The sequence below is a fragment of the Bradyrhizobium sp. Leaf396 genome, assembly GCF_001424605.1.
Taxonomy (GTDB): Bacteria; Pseudomonadota; Alphaproteobacteria; order Rhizobiales; family Xanthobacteraceae; genus Bradyrhizobium; species Bradyrhizobium japonicum_C.
Map to the genome: position 1 here is coordinate 295575 of NZ_LMQJ01000065.1, position 18236 is coordinate 313810.

Genomic DNA, 18236 nt, shown 5'->3' on the forward strand with positions numbered 1-18236 from the left:
CCATCCGCCAACTCGTCCGTGCTATGCACCAGCAAACGGAGTTGACCATGAAGCGCCTTCTGGAAGAGGGCTTCAGCAAGATTTCGGGCCTGCCGGAATCAGAACAAGACGACCTCGCACGAACACTGCTTGAGCTTGCCGGGATCGATCAGCCACCAATTCAACTGACGGCGGCGGAAGAAGCAGATCTTTGTGAGGCCGAAGCCGAGATCGCCCGCGGCGAACTGGCCAGCGCCGACGAAGTCCGCGCGATCTGGGCCAATCACGGGCTGTGAAGGATCGCTATACGAAGCGGGCGCTGGCCCAAATCGACCAAACTCTCACCTACATCGAGGCACGCTCGCCCCCTTGGGCGCACTACGATCGCATCATCGCTCTCATTGCATTGCTAGAGACCCACCCCTGCGCAGCTCGAACCACGACGCGTGCATACGTCCGCCGCTTGGCGGTCAACCCTCATCCTCATCTGATCGATTGTCGCGTGACCGAGGCAGAAATTGCTATTATGCGGTTTCGCCACGCCGCTCGGCGTCCACCCAGAGCTCGTTGACCACAACGAGCGCCATTCCCGTTCAGGAGCAAGTTGATGCTCTACACCCCTCCCCCCATCGACCCAAAGGCCCCGCCGGTGCGGATCAATCTGCTGTCGGATACGCAAACCAAACCGACGGCTGGGATGCGCGAGGCGATGGCGCGGGCGGAAGTCGGGGACGAACAGGTTGGCGATGATCCGACCGTGAACGCGCTATGCGAGCGCGTTGCGGATCTGCTCGGCAAGGAAGCTGCGGTCTACATGCCCTCCGGCACGATGTGCAACGTCACCGCGACGCTGGTGCATTGCCGACCCGGCGACGAGATCCTCGCGCATGAGACCGCGCACATCATTGCGCGCGAAGGCGGGGCGCATGCGGCGATCGGCGGCTTCCAGGTCACGCAGCTGAAGGGCCCTGATGGTCAATTCACCCCGGAGACTCTTCGCAAAGCTCTGCACCCGCGCACGCGTTACCAGCCGCCGCAGACCGTCGTCAGCGTCGAGCAGACCGCCAATATCGGCGGCGGCACGATCTGGAAGAAGGCGGCGCTCGATGAAATCGTCGCGATCGCAAAGCAGCACGGCCTCGTCACCCACATGGACGGCGCGCGCCTGCTCAACGCCACCGTGGCAAGCGGCATCTCTCCGCGCGATATGACCGCGGGCTGGGATTCGGCCTGGATCGACTTCTCCAAGGGCCTCGGTGCGCCGATCGGCGGCGTGCTGGCGGGCTCGCGCGCCTTCATCGATGCGGTCTGGCAGTGGAAGCAGCGCCTCGGCGGCTCGATGCGGCAGGCCGGGATCTGCGCGGCGGCCTGCATCTACGCGCTCGATCATCACGTCGAGCGCCTGGCCGACGACCATGCCAATGCGCGCGCACTCGCGCGCGGCCTGTCGCAGATCTCAGGGATCGAGGTGCAGGAGCCCGAAACCAATCTCGTGTTCTTCAAGCCCGACGGCGCCGGCATTCCCGGCGACAAGATGGTCGCCGCACTGCGCCAGCGCGGCGTCACGCTCGCGATGATGGACGGCCGCATCCGCGCCTGCACGCATCTGGATGTCAACGCGAGCCAGATCGAAGAAACGATCGGGTATGTCCGCGAGATCGTGCGCGGGGCTTGAGACCCCCGCGTCCTCATCAAGGGCGGCTGTGTCGCGCAACCGCCTCGGCATGGAGTTTCGCGCCGGGCTCGGCGAAGCAGCAGAACACCACGCGAGCGACGGATGGCGCAGCAGCCAGCGCTTCGACCGTCGTGCGCACCGCGATTTCGGCCGCCCGGTCGGCAGGGAAGCGGAAGATGCCGGTCGAGATCGCAGGGAATGCCACCGAGGTCAGCTGGTGCTTCCCGCACAGCTCCATCGATCGGCGATAGCAGGAGGCGAGCAGATCATCCTCGCCGAGCGTGCCGCCATTCCACACCGGGCCGACGGTGTGGATCACATGCGCGGCCTTGAGCCGATAACCCCTCGTGATCTTGGCGTCGCCCGTCCTGCAGCCGTGGAGCATGCGGCATTCGGCGACGAGCTCGGGCCCGGCTGCCCGATGGATCGCGCCATCGACGCCGCCCCCGCCAAGGAGCGACGTGTTGGCGGCGTTGACGATCGCGTCAATGCTGAGTGTCGTGATGTCGGAAACGATGACCTCGAGCTCGGCGCCGGCAATCCGGCGCGCCAGCCGGGTCATGCATCAAGCCGCGACGACCACGCCTTTTTCGGTGAGGAGCTGCTGCAACTCGCCAGCCTGAAACATCTCACGGACGATGTCGCAGCCGCCGATGAACTCGCCCTTGACGTAGAGCTGCGGGATCGTCGGCCAGTTCGAGTATTCCTTGATGCCGTTGCGCAGCTCGGCGGATTCGAGGACGTTGAGGCCCTTATAGCCGACGCCGATATGGTCCAGGATCTGGACGACCTGGCCGGAGAAACCGCACTGCGGAAATTGCGGCGTCCCCTTCATAAACAGAACCACGTCGTTCGACTTCACTTCGTTGGCGATGAATTCCGCGATGCTCATGTCCATGTCCTTCCGGGGCCGAGCCCCCATCGATCACGTCGGGCCGGCTCGACCGATTTAACCCGATACCTGCCTATATATGTAGCCCAAACCGTTATGCATCCGAAGTCAAATGCCGGCGACAGGCCCGCCGGGCCAATCGGCGCCCAGGAGGTCCATAGGCTGACGACATCAATATCATCGCCGGAGAGGACTTTCATACCGTAACGGAGCCCCTATCTAGGACGGACCCCGGTCGCGGAACCGGGTTGCGCGAACGACGTTCTCTTGTGCTGTCTGGAGAAAAACGTGACGAAACAAGCCTCAGCTACGGCCGCTACCCAGCTTTCGTCACCGTCCTCGCGCCCGGACGACCTCGCGAAGCGGCTGGAAGAGGCCTTTCTCGCGGTCCGCAACGAGACCGAACGCCGGGCCGGGCCGCTGTCGCCAGAGGACCAGCAGATCCAGTCCATGCCGGACGCCAGCCCGACGAAATGGCACCGCGCGCATACCACCTGGTTCTGGGAGCAATTCCTGCTCGGGAAGCACGCTGCGGGGTACCGGCCCTTCCATCCGGATTTCGCCTTCCTGTTCAACTCCTACTACGTCAGCGCCGGTCCGCGGCACGCCCGCAACCGTCGCGGCGACATCACCCGGCCGAGCGCCGAGGAGATCGGCGCCTATCGCAAATACGTCGATGCGGCCGTCGTCGAATTCTTCCGCGAGGCCGGTGAGGACAAGCTCGGCATGATCGCCCCACTCGTCGAGGTCGGGCTCAACCACGAGCAGCAGCATCAAGAGTTGATGCTTACCGACATCCTGCACGCCTTCGCGCAGAACCCGGTCTACCCGGCCTATGAGCCGGACTGGTGCTTCCCGGGCGCCCCCCGCGGCGGCGATGACTGGCTGCAGCTCAATGAAGGCATCCACACCGTTGGCCATGTCGACGACAGCTTCCATTTCGATAATGAGAAGCCCGCACATCGCGCCCTCGTCGGTCCCGTCAAGATCGCCCGCCATCTCGTGTCCAACGCCGAATGGCTCAACTTCATGCAGGACGGCGGCTACCGAACCGCAACGCTGTGGCTGATGGACGGTTTCGCCGCGGCCAGCAAGGAAGACTGGCAAGCCCCGGGCTATTGGCGCGAGGTCGACGGCCAATGGCAGGTGATGACGCTGGCCGGCCTCAAGCCGGTCGACCCAAACGCGCCTGTCTGTCACATCAGCTATTACGAGGCGGATGCCTTCGCGCGCTGGTCCGGAAAACACCTGCCGACCGAGATGGAGTGGGAAGTCGCGGCCCGCACCAAGCAACTCGACGACGCCTTCGGCCTCGTCTGGCAATGGACCCGCAGCTCTTACTCACCCTACCCCGGTTACCGCGCCGTCGAAGGCGCGCTCGGCGAGTACAATGGCAAGTTCATGGTCAACCAGCTTGTGCTGCGCGGATCCTCGCTTGCAACTCCGCAAGGCCACAGCCGTGTCAGCTATCGCAACTTCTTCTATCCGCACCATCGCTGGCAGTTCACCGGGCTGCGGCTCGCCGATTACGAATAGAGCATGATGCCGGAGAAGCGGGTTCCGAAAAGATCATGCTCAAACAACAAATCTGAATCGCTGCGTCTTCGCGGCTCAGATTCATCCGACGACAAATGCGCGCCGGACAGCGCGTTCAGGAGAGTATCATGAATGTGCACGCCAGCGCTTTGGCCGAAGCCCATCTTCCCGACGAGCAGACCACCGCATTTGCCCGCGAAGCCATCGCGGACCTCTCGCAGCAGCCGAAGAGGCTCTCTCCGAAATTCTTCTATGATGCGACCGGGTCGGAGTTGTTCGAGGCGATCACGCGCCTGCCTGAATATTATCCGACGCGCACAGAGCTTGCGATCCTGAGAGAGCGCGGAGGCGATATCGCAAAGATCATTCCGGAGCACGCGGCGCTCGTCGAGTTCGGCGCAGGTGCCACGACGAAGGTCCGCCTGCTGCTGGATCACTGCAAGTTCGCGGCCTATGTCCCGGTCGACATTTCAGGTGACTTCCTGAAGGCGCAGGCGAGCGGGCTGAAGCGGGATTTTCCGGCGCTCGGCATCTATCCGGTCGCAGCCGACTTCACGACGCCCTTCGAGCTGCCAACGCAGGTCGCATCCATGCCGAAGGTCGGCTTTTTTCCCGGCTCGACCATCGGCAATTTTGAGCCGGATGAAGCGCAGAGCTTCTTGAAGAGTGCGCGCAAGATCCTCGGCAAGGGCGCGCAGATGATCATCGGCGCCGATCTGGAAAAGGACGAACGGATCCTCTTTGACGCCTATAACGATGCCGCCGGCGTGACCGCACGCTTCAACCTCAATGTGCTGGTGCGCATCAATCGCGAGCTCGGCGGCAATTTCGATCTGTCGGCCTTCACCCATCGCGCGATCTACAATCGCGAGCGGCACCGCATCGAGATGCACCTGATCAGCAAGAAGAGCCAGACCGTACGGCTGCTCGGCACCAGCTTCTCGTTCCGACCGGGCGAGAGCATTCACACCGAGAATAGCTACAAATACAGTATCGACCGCTTCGCCGCGCTGGCGCAAGGGGCCGGCTGGCGCGTTCGCGAAAGCTGGACGGATGCGGCCAAGATGTTTTCGGTGCATGCGCTGGAGGCGGCGGACTAAAGCTTTGCGTCCTTGCGTGCCGACACGTCCTTCGAGACGCGCCCGGGCGGGCTCCTCGGTATGAGGACGGAATGCCGGCAGCAGGTTCACCGGGCGCAGTCGCTGATCAGCCTCGTCCTGAGCAGACCGCGCAGCGGTCGTCTCCGAGGACGAGGCGCCTGCCCGGGCTGCTCCGAGCGCAATTCAACTCCCTTCCGCTTCCTCCATCGCCGACCCCAGCGAGATCGATTCCCACACTGCGACCGCGATCAGGATCATGGTCGTCGCGACCGACAGCCAGAGCGGCGAGAGGTCGGCGGCGAACCAGCTCAGAGCCAGCAGCAGGATGATGCCGACGCCGTGTGAGAGCTGGAGGAAGCCGCGGATGGCCAGCTTGAACAGGATGGTGCCGACCAGAAACACCAAAGGCCCGCCGATCGTGCTCGCGATCGTGCGAATGTCGGAGTGCCCGGTCGGGTGCTTCAGCACCAGTTCGTCCGAGACCGCGGTCAGGATGATGCCGGCGACGATCGGCGTGTGCAGATAGGTGTAGGCGAGCCGCGCCAGCCGCCCGGATTCGGCGGACTTCGATATCCGCTCGGAACCGGCCTCGGCGCCCTTGTGGAAATAGATCCACCACATCGCGATGGCACCGACGAGCGCGGAGACGAAGGCGAGGATGTTGTCCGCATTCCACGTCAGCTCGGAAAAAGTGGCGCCGTTGACGACGATGGCCTCGCCGAGCGCGATGATGACGAAGAGACCGCAGCGCTCGGCCATGTGGCCGCCTTCGACAGCCCACGCCTCGACCGAGGAAAACCCGAGCTTCGGTACCCAGAAGCGGGCAGCCGGCGCGATGTATTCCCAGCTCACCGCCGCGATCCACAGCCATAGCCGCGTCTCTCCCTCCGACAGACCGCCTGCGATCCACAGGACCGCGGAGATGGAGAGCCAGGTCAGGATGCGGATCGCGTTGTGCCGTACGGCTGTTCGATGCCGCGGTGTTGCGAACAGCCAGAAAGCGGTGCGGCCGACTTGCATTGCCGCATAAGCGATCGCAAACCACAGGCCTCGCCCCTCGAAGGCGGTCGGGATCGTCGTCGACAGCACGAGGCCGCCAAGCATCATCAGGAAGAGCAGGAGGCGGACCGGCGTCAGCTCGGGATTGAGCCAGTTCGTGACCCAGGCGGTGAAGACCCACACCCACCAGACCGCAAGGAACAGCACCACCACATGCGCCGCACCGAGCGGTGTGAAATGGTGCAGCAGAGTGTGCGAGATCTGCGTGACGGCAAAGACGAAGACGAGATCGAAGAACAGCTCGACAAAGGCCACGCGGCTGTGCTGGCTCGGCACGATAACGCGGAACATTGCGCCGCGTGGATTGTCCGCAGCCATCGTCTTATCCCGGTGTGCGATCAGCTCAGGCGTCTCTTCGGATCACGTGCCCGACACTCCAGGCCCGCCAGGCACCCCGGTTTGCAGTGCCAGGGCATGCAACACCCCGCCCATCTGGCCACGCAGGGATTGGTAGACGATCTGGTGCTGTTGGACGCGCGACTTGCCGCGGAAGGATTCCGAGATCACGGTCGCGGCATAGTGGTCGCCGTCGCCGGCGAGGTCACGGATGGTCACCTCGGCATCGGGGATCGCTGCCTTGATCATCGCCTCGATATCGTGGGCGTCCATGGGCATTCGGGTCTTGCTCCTTCTGGTCTCAGCCTTCGAATCGCTGCCGGGGTCCCCTCGCCGGCAGGCTCAAACTTAGCGTGAACGGCCTTCTAGGTCACGCCTTCCGGCACTATATCCGTGATCCCATCAGGATAAAGGCACGACAAAGTGCCGCGCGCGGCAGATTGATCGAAAAGGCGTGAAATCATGAAGCTTCCAGGGCCCGACCACCCCATCACCATCACTCCAAATCCCCGGCGCGTGCGCGTGACCGCAGGCGACATCGTGATCGCGGAGACCAGCAAGGCCCTGACCTTGAGGGAGGCCAAGTACCCGGCGGTGCAATATGTGCCACGGGAGGACACCAACATGGCCCTGCTGGAGCGCACCGACCGTATCACCCACTGCCCGTACAAGGGGGACGCGAGCTATTACAGCGTCACGGCCGGCGACAAGACGCTGGACAACGCCATCTGGACCTATGAGACGCCCTTCCCCGCCATGGCCGAGATTACCGGCCATCTGGCCTTCTATCCGGACAAGGTGAAGATCGAAGAAGTGGGCTAGCGCGCTCCGTGCGCCGTCGTCATGGCCGGGCCTCGTCCCGGCCATCCACGTTCTTGGCGGCAATCGATGGATTGCCCCGGGTCAAGCCGGGGCGTGATTTGAGATCTTGGAGGCCAGCCCGCTAAGCCCTGAAAATCGTGAGTCCCAGTACCAGCAGCACCAGAAAGATCGCGACAAAGACGTAGAACAGGAAGCGGGCGATGTCGGCAGAGGCGGCTGAAATGCCGGTGAAACCGAGCACGCCGGCCACGATCGAGACGAGTAGGAAGATCAACGCCCATTTCAGGATCGTCATGGCCAGCTCCGAAATTGCTGCCGCTCTTGCGGCCCCTCAGGTTTTTCGCGGAAGCTAACTGCGCTATGAGGAACCGGTTCCTACCGCATCAGAGCCTGGGACGGCTCGAACTCTTGCTGAATCGGGTTCCCGGCGGCAAAGTCCGGCAGGGATTGAAGCACCATCGGGGCGGCCATGATCACGGTGTCACATTCTGCGACGATGACCGCGGAGGCTCACGCCGCGCCGAGCATCAAGGCGCGCAACTTGTCGCTCGACCGCGCCCGCACCTTCCTGACGCTGGTTGTGCTGCTGCATCACGCCGTCATTCCCTACACCTATTTCGGCCACACCGATCCGAAGTTCTTCTTCGGCTTCGACATGATTGTGCTCGCCACCGACAGCTTCTTCATGGCGATGTTCTTTTTCCTCTCGGGCTTGTTTGCGTGGTCAAGCATCGCCCGTAAGGGAGCGCGGAGCTATTTGGCAGATCGCCTGCTGCGGCTTGGGCTGCCGTTTGTGATCTGCGCGCTCACGATCATTCCGCTCGCCTACTACGCCATTTCGCTCCGGCACAATCCCGAGATCGGCTTCTCGCAGTACTGGTGGGATATGGTCACGAAGGGCCCGTGGCCGAGCGGGCCGATCTGGTTCCTCTGGGTCCTGCTCGGCTTCGATGCGGTTGCCTGCATCCTGCATCGCCTCTCGCCCAACCTGCTAGATCCGATCAACCGCCTTTCGCTGCACGGCCGCCGACGACCCGCCGCGTTCTTTGCGGTCATGCTCGCCGTCACCGCAGCGTTCTACGTACCCGGGCTGATGTATTTTGGGCCAAGCAACTGGTTCGAGTTGGGGCCGTTCTCGGTGCAGCACGGGCGCGTGATGCTTTACGCGAGCTACTTCTTCTTCGGTGCCGGCATCGGCGTCGCGAATATGGATCGCGGGCTGCTCGCGGCAGACGGCCGGATGGCGAAGGTGAGCTGGGACTGGATGGTCTTGGCGATAGTCCCGTATTGCCTGCTCTGGGTGCTGATCTTCATCAAGCGCGAAATACTGGGAAACCCGTGGCCGCTGCCGAACTGGTATGAGGGACTCTATGCCGTCTGCTTCGCTATCTTCAGCGTGGCCATCATGTTTCTGATCCTGGCCTTCTTCCAGAGGTTCAGGCAATCGGGCTCGGCCAAGCTACTCGATCCGATGCAGGCGGACGCTTATGGCATGTTTCTGGTACACTACCCGATCGCGCTTTGGCTGCAATACTGGCTATTCGACTATGACCTGCCGGCGATCGTGAAGGCGACGATCGGATTCGTGCTGACCGTCGCGTTCAGTTGGGGGCTCACGCGCGCCTTGCGCCAGATCCCCGGGGCAACGAAGGTGCTGTAGCTTGTGAAGGCGGCCTTACGCTGCCTTCCCGCCCATATACTCCGGCAGCCAGCGCTCGTGGGATGTCCGCAGGCTCTCGATCGACACAGGCGCTTCTCCTGCGATTGCGATCGCATCGCCTCCGGTGGTGCCGATCCGCACGCAAGGCACCTCGCAGCCGCGCATCTTGGCGAGCACGCGGCCGGCTTCGGTTTCCGGCACGGTAACGAGATAGCGCGCCTGGTCCTCTCCGAACCAATAGGCCTGCGGCACCAGTGCGCTCGGCGCGGCGAGCAGTTTCGCACCGATGCCGCTCGCCATCGCCATCTCGGCGAGCGCGATCAGGAGGCCGCCGTCCGAGAGGTCATGCACCGCGGTCGCGGTGCCCGCATGGATCATGCCGCGCACGCAATCGCCGTTGCGCTTCTCGGCGGCGAGATCCACCGGCGGGGGCGCGCCCTCCTCGCGGCCGCAGATGTCACGCAGGTAGACGGACTGGCCGAGCCAGCCATGGGTTTCACCGATCAAGAGGATCGCCTCGCCTTCGGCCTTGAAGGCGAGCGAGGCGGATTTGGTGAAATCATCGAGCAGGCCGACCCCGCCGATCGATGGCGTCGGCAGGATCGCACGGCCGTTGGTCTCGTTGTAGAGCGAGACGTTGCCCGAGACGACCGGGAAATCCAGCGTGCGGCAGGCTTCCGAGATACCCTTCAGGCAGCCGACAAACTGGCCCATGATCTCAGGTCTTTCGGGGTTGCCGAAATTTAGATTGTCGGTGATCGCAAGCGGCCTGCCGCCGACCGCGGTGATGTTGCGCCAGGCTTCCGCCACCGCCTGCTTGCCGCCTTCGAACGGATCGGCCTCGCAATAGCGTGGTGTTACGTCGACGGTCAGCGCCAGACCCTTCGGCCCGTCCTGCACGCGCACCACGGCAGCATCGCCGCCTGGGCGCTGCATCGTGTTGCCGAGAATGACGTGATCGTACTGCTCCCACACCCAGCGCTTGCTGCACATGTCCGGCGTGCCGATCAGCTTCTCCAGCGCAGGCCCGAGGCCCATCGGCGCCGGCACCTCGCGGGCATGCACCACCGGCAGCGCCGCGGAGGGGACTTGCGGGCGGTCATAGACCGGCGCCTCGTCGCCGAGCTCCTTGATCGGAAGATCGGCCATGACGTCGCCGCCATGCTTGACCACGAAGCGCTTGCTCGGCGTGGTGTAGCCGACGACGGCGAAGTCGAGGCCCCACTTCTTGAAGATCGCCTCGGCTTCCTTTTCCTTCTCGGGCTTGAGCACCATGAGCATGCGCTCCTGGCTTTCCGAGAGCATCATCTCATAGGCACTCATGCCGGTCTCGCGGGTCGGCACCGCGTCGAGATCGAGATCGACGCCGAGGTCGCCCTTGGCGCCCATCTCGACCGCCGAGCAGGTCAGGCCCGCGGCGCCCATGTCCTGGATCGCGATGACGCAGCCCTTCTCCATGATCTCGAGGCAGGCCTCAAGCAGCAGCTTCTCCGCAAAGGGATCGCCGACCTGCACGGTGGGGCGCTTCTCCTCCGAATTGTCATCGAACTCGGCCGAGGCCATCGAGGCGCCATGGATGCCGTCGCGGCCGGTCTTGGAGCCCAGATAGACGATCGGCATGTTCACGCCGGAGGCAGCCGCATAGAAGATCTTGTCGGTATCGGCGAGACCGACCGCCATCGCATTGACGAGGATGTTGCCGTCGTAGCGGGTGTGGAAGCGCACCTGCCCGCCCACGGTCGGCACGCCGAAGGAATTGCCGTAGCCGCCGACGCCCGCCACGACGCCGGAGACGAGATGCCGCGTCTTCGGGTGCTCGGGCGCGCCGAAGCTGAGCGCATTGAGGCAGGCGATGGGGCGCGCGCCCATGGTGAACACGTCGCGCAAGATACCGCCGACGCCGGTCGTCGCGCCCTGATAGGGCTCGATATAGCTCGGGTGGTTGTGGCTCTCCATCTTGAACACCACGGCCTGGCCATCGCCGATGTCGATCACGCCGGCATTCTCGCCGGGGCCCTGGATCACCCAGGACGCCTTGGTCGGCAGGCCGCGAAGATGGATGCGCGACGACTTGTACGAGCAATGCTCGTTCCACATCGCCGAGAAGATGCCGAGCTCGGTGAAGGTCGGCTCCCGCCCGATCAGCTTCAGGATGCGCTCATATTCGTCGGGCTTGAGCCCGTGGGCGGCAACCAGTTCGGGGGTGATCTTGGGTTCGTTCTTCATGGATTCGGGGCTTTCGGCGGCGGTTGGCCGTTCTTAGGAACATCGGGGGCTCGCGAAAAGCCCTTTATGGCGCATTTTCCCGCTGTCCCACGTTTTGCGCCGGGGGCTCCGCGGGAACAGGAATTGCACGGCGCGGTCGGATCGGATTTAAGGGCTGAAGACCCGCAATTGAAGGCCTGTTTCCTTGCACGAATTGACCAAATCATCTCCGCTCCGCCGCCCCGACCTCCACGTCGCCACCGAGGGCGAATTTGAGGGTTGGCGGACCTGGATTCGCGACAGTTTTGAATCCCATGTCGGCCCCTTCTGGCACCGAATCGAGGCGGACGGCAGCGTCCGCTGCGCCTTCCGGGTCGAGAAAAAGCACCTCAACGGCTCCGGCAACGTCCATGGCGGCTGCTTCATGGCTTTCGCCGATTATTGTCTTTTTGCAATTGCCACCCACGAGCTGGATGGGCCGGCCGTGACGACCAATTTCGCCTGCGATTTCCTCGACGCGGCCCGCGAGGGCGAACTGGTCGAGTGCGTCGGCGAAGTGTCCCGCGCCGGCGGCTCGCTGATCTTCCTGCGCGGCAGGCTGACCTCCGGCGGACGGCCCCTGTTCACCTTCTCCGGCACGATCAAGCGGGTGAAGCGGAAACCGGCACCGCAGCCAAACGCATAGCTCGACGGCTTCCCTTTTCGCGTCCCCTCGCCCAGACTTGATCAAGCGCTGTTGCGCCGGGGAGCAGAACAAGGTGCCGCAGAGCACATCGGAGGCGGGTCGCGCGACGGGGTCCGCATCAACGCCGTTGCCGTCCGTGCCTGGCGTGCGCAGCTGGCGCGACTACGCGCTGCTGCTGGCTCTGGCTTGCTGCTGGAGTTCCACCTATCCGCTGACCAAGCTGGCGCTGGACACGATCCCGCCCATCACATTCATCTCGGCGCGCTCGCTGATCGCGGCCGCGTTCCTGTTCGCGATCCTGTGGATGCGCGGGGTCAGGATACCGATCGACGCGAAGGCCTGGAAGCTGTTCGCGACCCAGCAATTGATCAACTCGACCTTCCCGTTCCTGATCATCACCTGGTCGCAGCAATATGTGCCGGCCTCGAACACGGTGGTGCTGGCCTCGACGACGCCGATCTTCGCCTTCCTGATCACCTCGCTGATCACGCGGCACGAGCCGGCGACGCTGCTCAAGCTCGCCGGCGCGGTCCTCGGCCTTGCCGGCACGACCCTCATCGTCGGCCTCGATGCGCTGCACGGGCTCGGCAGCGAGATCATCGCGGAGATCGCAATCCTGCTCGCCACGATCTCCTTTGCCTGCGCAACCATCTTCGGCCTCAGGTTGTCCGACTACGACCCGATGGTGGTGGCGGCAGGCTCGCTATTGTTCGGCGGCATGATCCTGCTGCCGCCCTCGCTCCTCATCGACCAGCCCTGGACGCTGCAGCCGACTCCGACGGCAATTGTTGCCACCATCGTCATGGGCATCGTCTCAAGCGCGCTGGGACTGCTGCTGTTCTACATCTGCCTCGGCCGGCTCGGCACGCTGACGACGAACGCGCAAGGCTATCTGCGCATCCCGATAGGCGTCGGCCTCTCCGTGCTGCTGCTCGGCGAGAGCGTGCCGTCGAACCTGGCGCTGGGATTGCTGCTGGTGATGGCAGGCGTTGCCGCGATGACGGTGCCGGCGGAAAGGTGGAAGCGTCGCTGAAGCGCCCTGAGCGTCGCCGGCCGACGCGACCGCAACGACGGCCGCCCCGGCACCCACGCGATCACGCAGCCTTTTCCAGATGCTGGACGAGGCCGGCGAACAGGCCGCGGCCGTCGGTGCAGCCCATGATGTCTTCGACGTGGTTTTCTGGATGCGGCATCATGCCTAGCACGTTGCCCCTGTCGTTGACGATTCCGGCGATGGAGTGCGCGGCGCCGTTGATGTTGTTGAAATCGTCGACCTCGCCGGCGGCCGAGCAATAGCGATAGAGCACCCGTCCCTCGCCCTCGAGCCGGTTGATCGTCTCCTCGTCCGCCTCGTAATTGCCCTCGCCGTGGGCGACCGGCACGCGGATCACCTGCCCGGCGTTGTAGCCGCGGGTGAACGGCGAGTCGGAACGCTCGACGCGCAGATGCACATCGCGGCAGATGAACTTCAGCCCCGCATTGCGCATGAGGACGCCCGGCAGCAGGCCGGACTCGCACAGGATCTGGAAACCGTTGCAGACGCCGAGCACGAGGCCGCCCTTGGCAGCGTAGTCGCGCACCGCGTCCATCACCGGCGCCCGCGCCGCGATGGCGCCACAGCGCAAATAATCGCCGTAGGAGAAGCCGCCCGGCACCACCACGAGATCCGTGCCCGCAGGCAGCGCCGTCTCGGCGTGCCAGACCATCGCCGGCTCGCGGCCCGAGATGAGCTTCAGTGCGCGCGCCATATCGCGCTCGCGATTGATTCCGGGGAAGACGAGGATGGCGGCTTTCATTAGAGCAGTTCGACCCGATAGTTCTCGATCACGGTGTTCGCCAGCAGCTTGTCGGCGGCTTGCTTGAGCGCAGCTTCCGCCTTGGCCTTGTCGGCGCCGGCGAGCTCGATGTCGAACACCTTGCCCTGCCGGACGCTGGCGACGCCGTCGACGCCCAGCGACTTCAGCGCACCCTCGATCGCCTTGCCTTGCGGATCGAGGATGCCCGTCTTCAAGGTAACGGTGACACGTGCCTTCACGTCGAAATCCCCTTCAGCTCTTCACCAGCACGGGGCCTGAGCCCTGCGGACGCTCGTTCTCCATCAGGATGCCGAGACGCTTTGCGACCTCGGTATAGGCCTCGAGCAGGCCGCCGAGATCCCTGCGGAAACGGTCCTTGTCGAGCTTCTCGTTCGACTTGATGTCCCACAGCCGGCAGCTGTCCGGCGAGATCTCGTCGGCGACGATGATCCGCATCATCTCGTTCTCGAACAGGCGGCCGCACTCCATCTTGAAGTCGACGAGGCGGATGCCGATGCCGAGGAAGAGGCCGGTGAGGAAATCGTTGACGCGGATGGCGAGTGCCATGATGTCGTCGATCTCCTGCGGCGTGGCCCAGCCGAAGGCGGTGATGTGCTCTTCCGACACCATGGGGTCGTTGAGCTGGTCGTTCTTGTAGTAGAATTCGATGATCGAACGGGGCAGCTGGGTGCCCTCCTCGATGCCGAGACGCTGCGAGAGCGACCCGGCGGCGACGTTCCGCACCACCACCTCGAGCGGCACGATCTCGACCTCGCGAATCAGCTGCTCGCGCATGTTGAGACGGCGGATGAAGTGGGTCGGCACCCCGATGTCGTTGAGGTGCTGAAACAGGTACTCCGAAATCCGGTTGTTGAGGACACCCTTGCCCTCGATCACCTGATGCTTCTTCGCGTTGAACGCGGTGGCGTCGTCCTTGAAGTGCTGGATCAGGGTACCAGGTTCCGGGCCCTCGTAGAGAACCTTTGCCTTGCCTTCATAAATGCGACGCCGACGGCTCATGGGGATGTACCGTGTTTTGTTGAAATCCATGAATTTGGTGTGCTCCGGTTGACTAGGATGGGACCCACAGCGGAGCTGCCGTGAACGGCGAGGAACCCATCCATAACCCAGAAAACAGAACGGGAACCAAGCCTTTAGGCAACCTATCCGATTGGCTGTCCGAGCACAATCGATCCGGCCGTCCGGCGCCAACTTATACCGTCTTGCCTGCGGCTTAACGGCCCGTTGTTTTGCCGATTCGTGCTATCTATGTAGGCATGCAGCCGGGGCGCCGCAACGGAAGGGCCCCGCGCCATTCAGCAAGGATTTGGAACAAGGCATGAGCGAGTTCGACAAGCGCCAGGAAGGTTTCGAGAAGAAGTTCGCCCTCGACGAGGAGCAGAAATTCAAGGCGGAGGCGCGCCGAAACCGGCTTCTCGGCCTGTGGGCAGCCGAAAAGCTCGGCATCACCGGTGACGCCGCCACGGCCTATGCCAAGGAGGTGGTCGCGGCCGATTTCGAGGAGGCCGGCGATGCCGACGTCCTGCGCAAGATCACGGCCGATTTCGCCGCCAAGAACGTTGCCGTCACCGAGCAGGCCATTCGCGCCAAGATGAGCGAGCTGCTTGCGGTGGCCGCGGCCGAGGTGAAGGCGGGGAAATGAATCCCGCCCTCTATTTGAGCGTGATCTGAAAAGCCATCGAGCCGTTGATATTGAAGCCCTCCGCTTGCTGCGGTCCGAGTTGCCGGTTGATGCTGGTGTTAACCGACTCCAGCCGGCAATCGCGGGCGATCACCTCGCGCAACAGATCGCATTCGCGCGCCGCCATCTCATAGACCGCGCGGCGCGCGCGCTCGCGCAGCTTTTGGGCCTACTCGCTGTCCCCGCTGGGGCCAGCGACAAAGAAGTTGATCGACGTTTGCACGCGGACCGATCCTTCCTGCCGCAATGCACCGCCGCCCTGCTCGACCATGGCACGCTGGCCAAGTGACTGTGCCATGGCGGAAGCAGTCATGACCAACATGCCAAGGGCTGCCGAAACAAGGAGCGAACGAGCTTTCATGACGTTTACCTGTGGTTGAAGCAACGCCTCTCTGCTAGCTTCCAGAGATTGCGATCAGGCAAACCCTGGAGGGCAAACATCGGGACGCCGCTTCACCACTGGTTAACCGCTCCTCACCCCTCCTTGAAGCCGTATTCCGGCACATTGCCGCTGGCGCCGTAGTACTTGTACGGCAGGAACTTGCCGCTCATCGTGATCTTGACGCGATCACCCTTCGGGTTGGCGACGCGCTCCAGTGCCATGTCGAAGTCGATCGCCGACATGATGCCGTCGCCGAACTCCTCCTCGATCAGCGCTTTCCAGGCCGGGCCGTTCACCATTACCATCTCGTAGAAGCGGTAGATCAACGGATCGGTGGGCGGCATCGGCGTCCCGGTGCCGCGCATCGGCACCTCGTTGAGCATCGCAACTTCCGCCTTCGACAGGCCGAACAGCTCGCCGGCGTTCGCGGCCTGCGGCTTGGTCAGCTTCATCTGGCCGAGGATCGCGCCGACGATCAGCACCTCCGAATAGCCGCCGATCTTCTCGCAGATGTGCTTCCAGCTCCAGCCCTTCTCGCGTTTGATGTCGAGCAGCTTCTCGGTGAGGTCTTCGCGCTTCATGTCAGGTCTCCTTGGGTTAGGCACTCAATCCGGGGCTGGTCCCGGACATCCAGGTCTGCCGCGGTTCGTCGCTGCCGGCCGCGATCGACAGTCCGGGCTTGCCGATCTGCACCACCGGTACGTTGCGCGGATCGTGGCCGGGCGTCTCGGCGACGAAGGTCTTGCTGCGCGTCACCAGGAAATCGATGATGTGGTTGCGCAGGGCGTAGTAGAGCGGATGGCGGTGCAGATCGGTGCGGCCGCGGTCCCTCGGCAGCGGGTTCTCGACCACCTCGGCCAGCACGGCGCCGGGGCCGTTGGTCATCAGGAAGATCTTGTCGGCGAGGTAGATCGCCTCGTCAACGTCATGCGTAATCATAAACGCGGTCTGTCCGGTCTCCAGGCAAATGCGGCGGACCTCGTCCTGCAGCGTGCCGCGCGTCAGCGCGTCGAGCGCCGAGAACGGCTCGTCCATCAGCATCATCTTCGGCGTGATCGACAGCGCCCGCGCGATGCCGACGCGCTGCTTCATGCCGCCCGACAGTTCGGACGGACGCTTGTGCTCGGAGCCGGAGAGACCGACGAGATCGATGAAGGTCTGCGCATGCGCCCTCACTTTGGCGCGGTCCCAGTTCCGCCATTTCGAGCTGACGGCATAGGCGACGTTGCCGAGCACGGTGCGCCAGGGCAGCAGCGCATGGCTTTGGAAGATCACGGCGCGATCGAGGCTGGTGCCCGAGATCGCCTGACCGTCGACGATGACGGCGCCCTCGCTCGGCGCATCGAGGCCGGCGAGGATGTTGAGCACCGTGGTCTTGCCGCAGCCGGAATGGCCGATCACGCAGGCAAACTCGCCGCGCGTCATCGACAGCCACAGGTTCTCGAAGATGGTGGTCGTGGCGCCGCCCGCACCAGGATAGCGCTTCGCGATGCCTTCGATGGAGATGAATTTGTCGGACACCGCTGCTACTCCGGAAACGTGACCATGCGCGTGAAGCGCGCCAGGATCTGGTCGAGCAGCATGCCGATGACCCCGATCAGCAGGATCGCGATGATGACGTTGGTGATCGACAGATTATTCCACTCGTTCCAGACGAAGTAGCCGATGCCGGTGCCACCGACGAGCATCTCGGCGGCGACGATGACGAGCCAGGCGATGCCGATCGAGATGCGCATGCCGGTCAGGATCGTCGGCGCCGCGGCGGGCAGGATCACGGTGAAGGCGCGCCTGATCGTGCCTACCTCGAGCGTGCGCGCGACATTGATCCATTCCTTGCGCACGCTGGCAACGCCGAACACGGTGTTGAGCAGCATCGGCCAGATCGAGCAGATGAAGATGACGAAGATCGCGGAGACCGAGGAATCCTTGATGGTGTAGAGCGCGAGCGGCATCCAGGCCAAAGGCGAGATCGGCTTCAGCACCTGGATGAAGGGATCGAGCGCCTTGCTCAACAGCGGCGACATGCCGATCAGGAAGCCGAGCGGGATGGCGACGAGCACTGCCAGCAGATAGCCGGTGCCGACCCGCGCGATGGAATAGGCGAGCTGGATGCCGAGCCCCTTGTCGTTTGGCCCGTTATCGTAGAACGGCCGCTTGAGGTGCTCCCAGAGCTTTGCCCCGACGTCGAGCGGCCCGGGCATCGCCGATTTGCCTTGTGTGGCCGTCAGCCCCATCAGCTTGGCGTATTCCGGGCTCATCGTCGTCGTCGCCCCCGTCGAGCGCGTTGCGATATGCCAGATGCCGAGGAACGCGGCGAGCAGCACGATGGAGACGAGACCCGCGCGGAGACGGAGGGAGGATGTCATCGCGCAAGGCCTCTCCAGATGTCGTCCCGGCGAACGCCGGG

General features: G+C 63.8%; 24 protein-coding genes. 10 read left to right on the forward strand and 14 right to left on the reverse strand.

Annotation, left to right across the window (positions count from 1 at the left end; translation table 11 throughout):
- Positions 1-47 precede the first annotated feature (47 nt).
- From ASG57_RS34385 to ASG57_RS34390, 3 genes are read left to right on the forward strand one after another with little or no spacing between them, the layout of a single operon-like run.
- Entirely contained in the window at positions 48-275 is a 228-nt protein-coding gene (locus ASG57_RS34385) for a hypothetical protein (RefSeq protein ID WP_057199096.1), read from the forward strand.
- Positions 272-550, forward strand: coding sequence for a type II toxin-antitoxin system RelE/ParE family toxin (locus ASG57_RS37380; RefSeq protein WP_230646555.1), 279 nt, complete (start codon positions 272-274; stop codon positions 548-550). The genes ASG57_RS34385 and ASG57_RS37380 overlap by 4 nt, the downstream gene beginning before the upstream one ends.
- A gap of 36 nt (positions 551-586) precedes the next feature.
- On the forward strand, positions 587-1654 hold the full coding sequence (locus tag ASG57_RS34390; protein WP_024340872.1) for a threonine aldolase family protein: 1068 nt from the start codon (positions 587-589) through the stop codon (positions 1652-1654).
- A 16-nt stretch (positions 1655-1670) separates the two neighbouring features.
- Here ASG57_RS34390 and ASG57_RS34395 read toward each other — a convergent pair whose 3' ends face one another.
- On the reverse strand, positions 1671-2216 hold the full coding sequence (locus ASG57_RS34395) for an O-acetyl-ADP-ribose deacetylase (protein WP_024340873.1): 546 nt from the start codon (positions 2214-2216) through the stop codon (positions 1671-1673).
- Between the two features lie 3 nt (positions 2217-2219).
- Entirely contained in the window at positions 2220-2546 is a 327-nt protein-coding gene (gene grxD / locus ASG57_RS34400) for a Grx4 family monothiol glutaredoxin (protein ID WP_024340874.1), read from the reverse strand.
- A 288-nt stretch (positions 2547-2834) separates the two neighbouring features.
- Here grxD and egtB point away from each other — a divergent pair, with 288 nt between their 5' ends.
- Both egtB and egtD read left to right on the forward strand, forming a co-directional pair.
- Positions 2835-4082: an ergothioneine biosynthesis protein EgtB gene (gene egtB / locus ASG57_RS34405; protein ID WP_057199062.1), complete on the forward strand. Its 1248-nt coding sequence runs from the start codon at positions 2835-2837 to the stop codon at positions 4080-4082.
- 128 nt (positions 4083-4210) lie between these two features.
- Positions 4211-5182, forward strand: coding sequence for an L-histidine N(alpha)-methyltransferase (gene egtD / locus ASG57_RS34410; RefSeq protein ID WP_057199097.1), 972 nt, complete (start codon positions 4211-4213; stop codon positions 5180-5182).
- Between the two features lie 183 nt (positions 5183-5365).
- Here the strand turns inward: egtD and ASG57_RS34415 are convergent, their stop codons facing one another.
- Together ASG57_RS34415 and ASG57_RS34420 are read right to left on the reverse strand one after the other, a co-directional pair.
- Positions 5366-6559, reverse strand: coding sequence for a low temperature requirement protein A (locus ASG57_RS34415; protein ID WP_057199063.1), 1194 nt, complete (start codon positions 6557-6559; stop codon positions 5366-5368).
- A gap of 42 nt (positions 6560-6601) precedes the next feature.
- Positions 6602-6856 (reverse strand): BolA/IbaG family iron-sulfur metabolism protein, encoded by a 255-nt coding sequence (locus tag ASG57_RS34420; protein ID WP_024340878.1) that lies wholly within the window; start codon positions 6854-6856, stop codon positions 6602-6604.
- A gap of 183 nt (positions 6857-7039) precedes the next feature.
- On the opposite strand from ASG57_RS34420, the gene ASG57_RS34425 reads away from it, so the two are divergent.
- The gene (locus tag ASG57_RS34425) at positions 7040-7399 is read left to right on the forward strand and encodes a DUF427 domain-containing protein (RefSeq protein ID WP_024340879.1); all 360 of its coding nucleotides are present in this window, start codon (positions 7040-7042) and stop codon (positions 7397-7399) included.
- Between the two features lie 121 nt (positions 7400-7520).
- On the opposite strand, the gene ASG57_RS36375 is transcribed toward ASG57_RS34425, so the two are convergent.
- Positions 7521-7694, reverse strand: coding sequence for a DUF1328 domain-containing protein (locus ASG57_RS36375; protein ID WP_024340880.1), 174 nt, complete (start codon positions 7692-7694; stop codon positions 7521-7523).
- 174 nt (positions 7695-7868) lie between these two features.
- Between ASG57_RS36375 and ASG57_RS34430 the strand changes: the two genes are divergently transcribed.
- Entirely contained in the window at positions 7869-9059 is a 1191-nt protein-coding gene (locus ASG57_RS34430; protein ID WP_024340881.1) for an acyltransferase family protein, read from the forward strand.
- Between the two features lie 15 nt (positions 9060-9074).
- On the opposite strand, the gene purL is transcribed toward ASG57_RS34430, so the two are convergent.
- Positions 9075-11285: a phosphoribosylformylglycinamidine synthase subunit PurL gene (purL, locus tag ASG57_RS34435; protein ID WP_057199064.1), complete on the reverse strand. Its 2211-nt coding sequence runs from the start codon at positions 11283-11285 to the stop codon at positions 9075-9077.
- A gap of 184 nt (positions 11286-11469) precedes the next feature.
- On the opposite strand from purL, the gene ASG57_RS34440 reads away from it, so the two are divergent.
- Together ASG57_RS34440 and ASG57_RS34445 are read left to right on the forward strand one after the other, a co-directional pair.
- Entirely contained in the window at positions 11470-11949 is a 480-nt protein-coding gene (locus tag ASG57_RS34440) for a PaaI family thioesterase (protein ID WP_024340883.1), read from the forward strand.
- 73 nt (positions 11950-12022) lie between these two features.
- On the forward strand, positions 12023-12982 hold the full coding sequence (locus tag ASG57_RS34445) for a DMT family transporter (RefSeq protein ID WP_057199098.1): 960 nt from the start codon (positions 12023-12025) through the stop codon (positions 12980-12982).
- Between the two features lie 61 nt (positions 12983-13043).
- Here ASG57_RS34445 and purQ read toward each other — a convergent pair whose 3' ends face one another.
- From purQ to purC, 3 genes are read right to left on the reverse strand one after another with little or no spacing between them, the layout of a single operon-like run.
- Positions 13044-13745, reverse strand: a complete 702-nt coding sequence (gene purQ / locus ASG57_RS34450; protein ID WP_024340885.1) for a phosphoribosylformylglycinamidine synthase subunit PurQ — start codon at positions 13743-13745, stop codon at positions 13044-13046.
- A complete protein-coding gene (gene purS, locus ASG57_RS34455; protein ID WP_024340886.1) occupies positions 13745-13984 on the reverse strand; it encodes a phosphoribosylformylglycinamidine synthase subunit PurS in 240 nt (79 codons plus the stop codon). Before purS ends, purQ begins: the two co-directional genes overlap by 1 nt.
- Positions 13985-13997: 13 nt before the next feature.
- Positions 13998-14765, reverse strand: a complete 768-nt coding sequence (purC, locus tag ASG57_RS34460) for a phosphoribosylaminoimidazolesuccinocarboxamide synthase (protein ID WP_173015815.1) — start codon at positions 14763-14765, stop codon at positions 13998-14000.
- 319 nt (positions 14766-15084) lie between these two features.
- On the opposite strand from purC, the gene ASG57_RS34465 reads away from it, so the two are divergent.
- Complete coding sequence (locus ASG57_RS34465) at positions 15085-15408, forward strand: DUF1476 domain-containing protein (protein WP_024340887.1); 324 nt, start codon at positions 15085-15087, stop codon at positions 15406-15408.
- A 10-nt stretch (positions 15409-15418) separates the two neighbouring features.
- Here the strand turns inward: ASG57_RS34465 and ASG57_RS38895 are convergent, their stop codons facing one another.
- The 5 genes from ASG57_RS38895 to ntrB all read right to left on the reverse strand — a co-directional run bounded on the left by ASG57_RS38895 (position 15419) and on the right by ntrB (position 18195).
- The gene (locus ASG57_RS38895; RefSeq protein ID WP_244490952.1) at positions 15419-15574 is read right to left on the reverse strand and encodes a hypothetical protein; all 156 of its coding nucleotides are present in this window, start codon (positions 15572-15574) and stop codon (positions 15419-15421) included.
- A 42-nt stretch (positions 15575-15616) separates the two neighbouring features.
- On the reverse strand, positions 15617-15760 hold the full coding sequence (locus tag ASG57_RS39560) for a hypothetical protein (RefSeq protein WP_230646553.1): 144 nt from the start codon (positions 15758-15760) through the stop codon (positions 15617-15619).
- Between the two features lie 161 nt (positions 15761-15921).
- Complete coding sequence (cynS, locus tag ASG57_RS34475; RefSeq protein ID WP_024340889.1) at positions 15922-16410, reverse strand: cyanase; 489 nt, start codon at positions 16408-16410, stop codon at positions 15922-15924.
- A 16-nt stretch (positions 16411-16426) separates the two neighbouring features.
- A complete protein-coding gene (locus ASG57_RS34480) occupies positions 16427-17350 on the reverse strand; it encodes an ABC transporter ATP-binding protein (RefSeq protein WP_057199065.1) in 924 nt (307 codons plus the stop codon).
- Positions 17351-17355: 5 nt separating this feature from the next.
- Positions 17356-18195 (reverse strand): nitrate ABC transporter permease, encoded by an 840-nt coding sequence (ntrB, locus tag ASG57_RS34485; RefSeq protein ID WP_024340891.1) that lies wholly within the window; start codon positions 18193-18195, stop codon positions 17356-17358.
- Between the last annotated feature and the right edge of the window lie 41 nt (positions 18196-18236).

Excerpts from the sequence above, each read along its gene's own strand:
- ASG57_RS34390 (WP_024340872.1), top strand. The coding sequence starts at position 587 with ATGCTCTACACCCCTCCCCCCATCGACCCAAAGGCCCCGCCGGTGCGG.
- ASG57_RS34425 (WP_024340879.1), top strand. The coding sequence starts at position 7,040 with ATGAAGCTTCCAGGGCCCGACCACCCCATCACCATCACTCCAAATCCC.
- ASG57_RS34430 (WP_024340881.1), top strand. The coding sequence starts at position 7,869 with ATGATCACGGTGTCACATTCTGCGACGATGACCGCGGAGGCTCACGCC.
- grxD (WP_024340874.1), bottom strand. The coding sequence starts at position 2,546 with ATGAGCATCGCGGAATTCATCGCCAACGAAGTGAAGTCGAACGACGTG.
- ASG57_RS34415 (WP_057199063.1), bottom strand. The coding sequence starts at position 6,559 with ATGGCTGCGGACAATCCACGCGGCGCAATGTTCCGCGTTATCGTGCCG.
- ntrB (WP_024340891.1), bottom strand. The coding sequence starts at position 18,195 with ATGACATCCTCCCTCCGTCTCCGCGCGGGTCTCGTCTCCATCGTGCTG.
- ASG57_RS36375 (WP_024340880.1), bottom strand. The coding sequence starts at position 7,694 with ATGACGATCCTGAAATGGGCGTTGATCTTCCTACTCGTCTCGATCGTG.
- ASG57_RS34420 (WP_024340878.1), bottom strand. The coding sequence starts at position 6,856 with ATGCCCATGGACGCCCACGATATCGAGGCGATGATCAAGGCAGCGATC.
- ASG57_RS38895 (WP_244490952.1), bottom strand. The coding sequence starts at position 15,574 with ATGGCGGCGCGCGAATGCGATCTGTTGCGCGAGGTGATCGCCCGCGAT.
- purC (WP_173015815.1), bottom strand. The coding sequence starts at position 14,765 with ATGAGCCGTCGGCGTCGCATTTATGAAGGCAAGGCAAAGGTTCTCTAC.
- purL (WP_057199064.1), bottom strand. The coding sequence starts at position 11,285 with ATGAAGAACGAACCCAAGATCACCCCCGAACTGGTTGCCGCCCACGGG.
- ASG57_RS34395 (WP_024340873.1), bottom strand. The coding sequence starts at position 2,216 with ATGACCCGGCTGGCGCGCCGGATTGCCGGCGCCGAGCTCGAGGTCATC.
- cynS (WP_024340889.1), bottom strand. The coding sequence starts at position 16,410 with ATGAAGCGCGAAGACCTCACCGAGAAGCTGCTCGACATCAAACGCGAG.
- purQ (WP_024340885.1), bottom strand. The coding sequence starts at position 13,745 with ATGAAAGCCGCCATCCTCGTCTTCCCCGGAATCAATCGCGAGCGCGAT.
- ASG57_RS34465 (WP_024340887.1), top strand. The coding sequence starts at position 15,085 with ATGAGCGAGTTCGACAAGCGCCAGGAAGGTTTCGAGAAGAAGTTCGCC.
- ASG57_RS39560 (WP_230646553.1), bottom strand. The coding sequence starts at position 15,760 with ATGACTGCTTCCGCCATGGCACAGTCACTTGGCCAGCGTGCCATGGTC.
- egtD (WP_057199097.1), top strand. The coding sequence starts at position 4,211 with ATGAATGTGCACGCCAGCGCTTTGGCCGAAGCCCATCTTCCCGACGAG.
- ASG57_RS34385 (WP_057199096.1), top strand. The coding sequence starts at position 48 with ATGAAGCGCCTTCTGGAAGAGGGCTTCAGCAAGATTTCGGGCCTGCCG.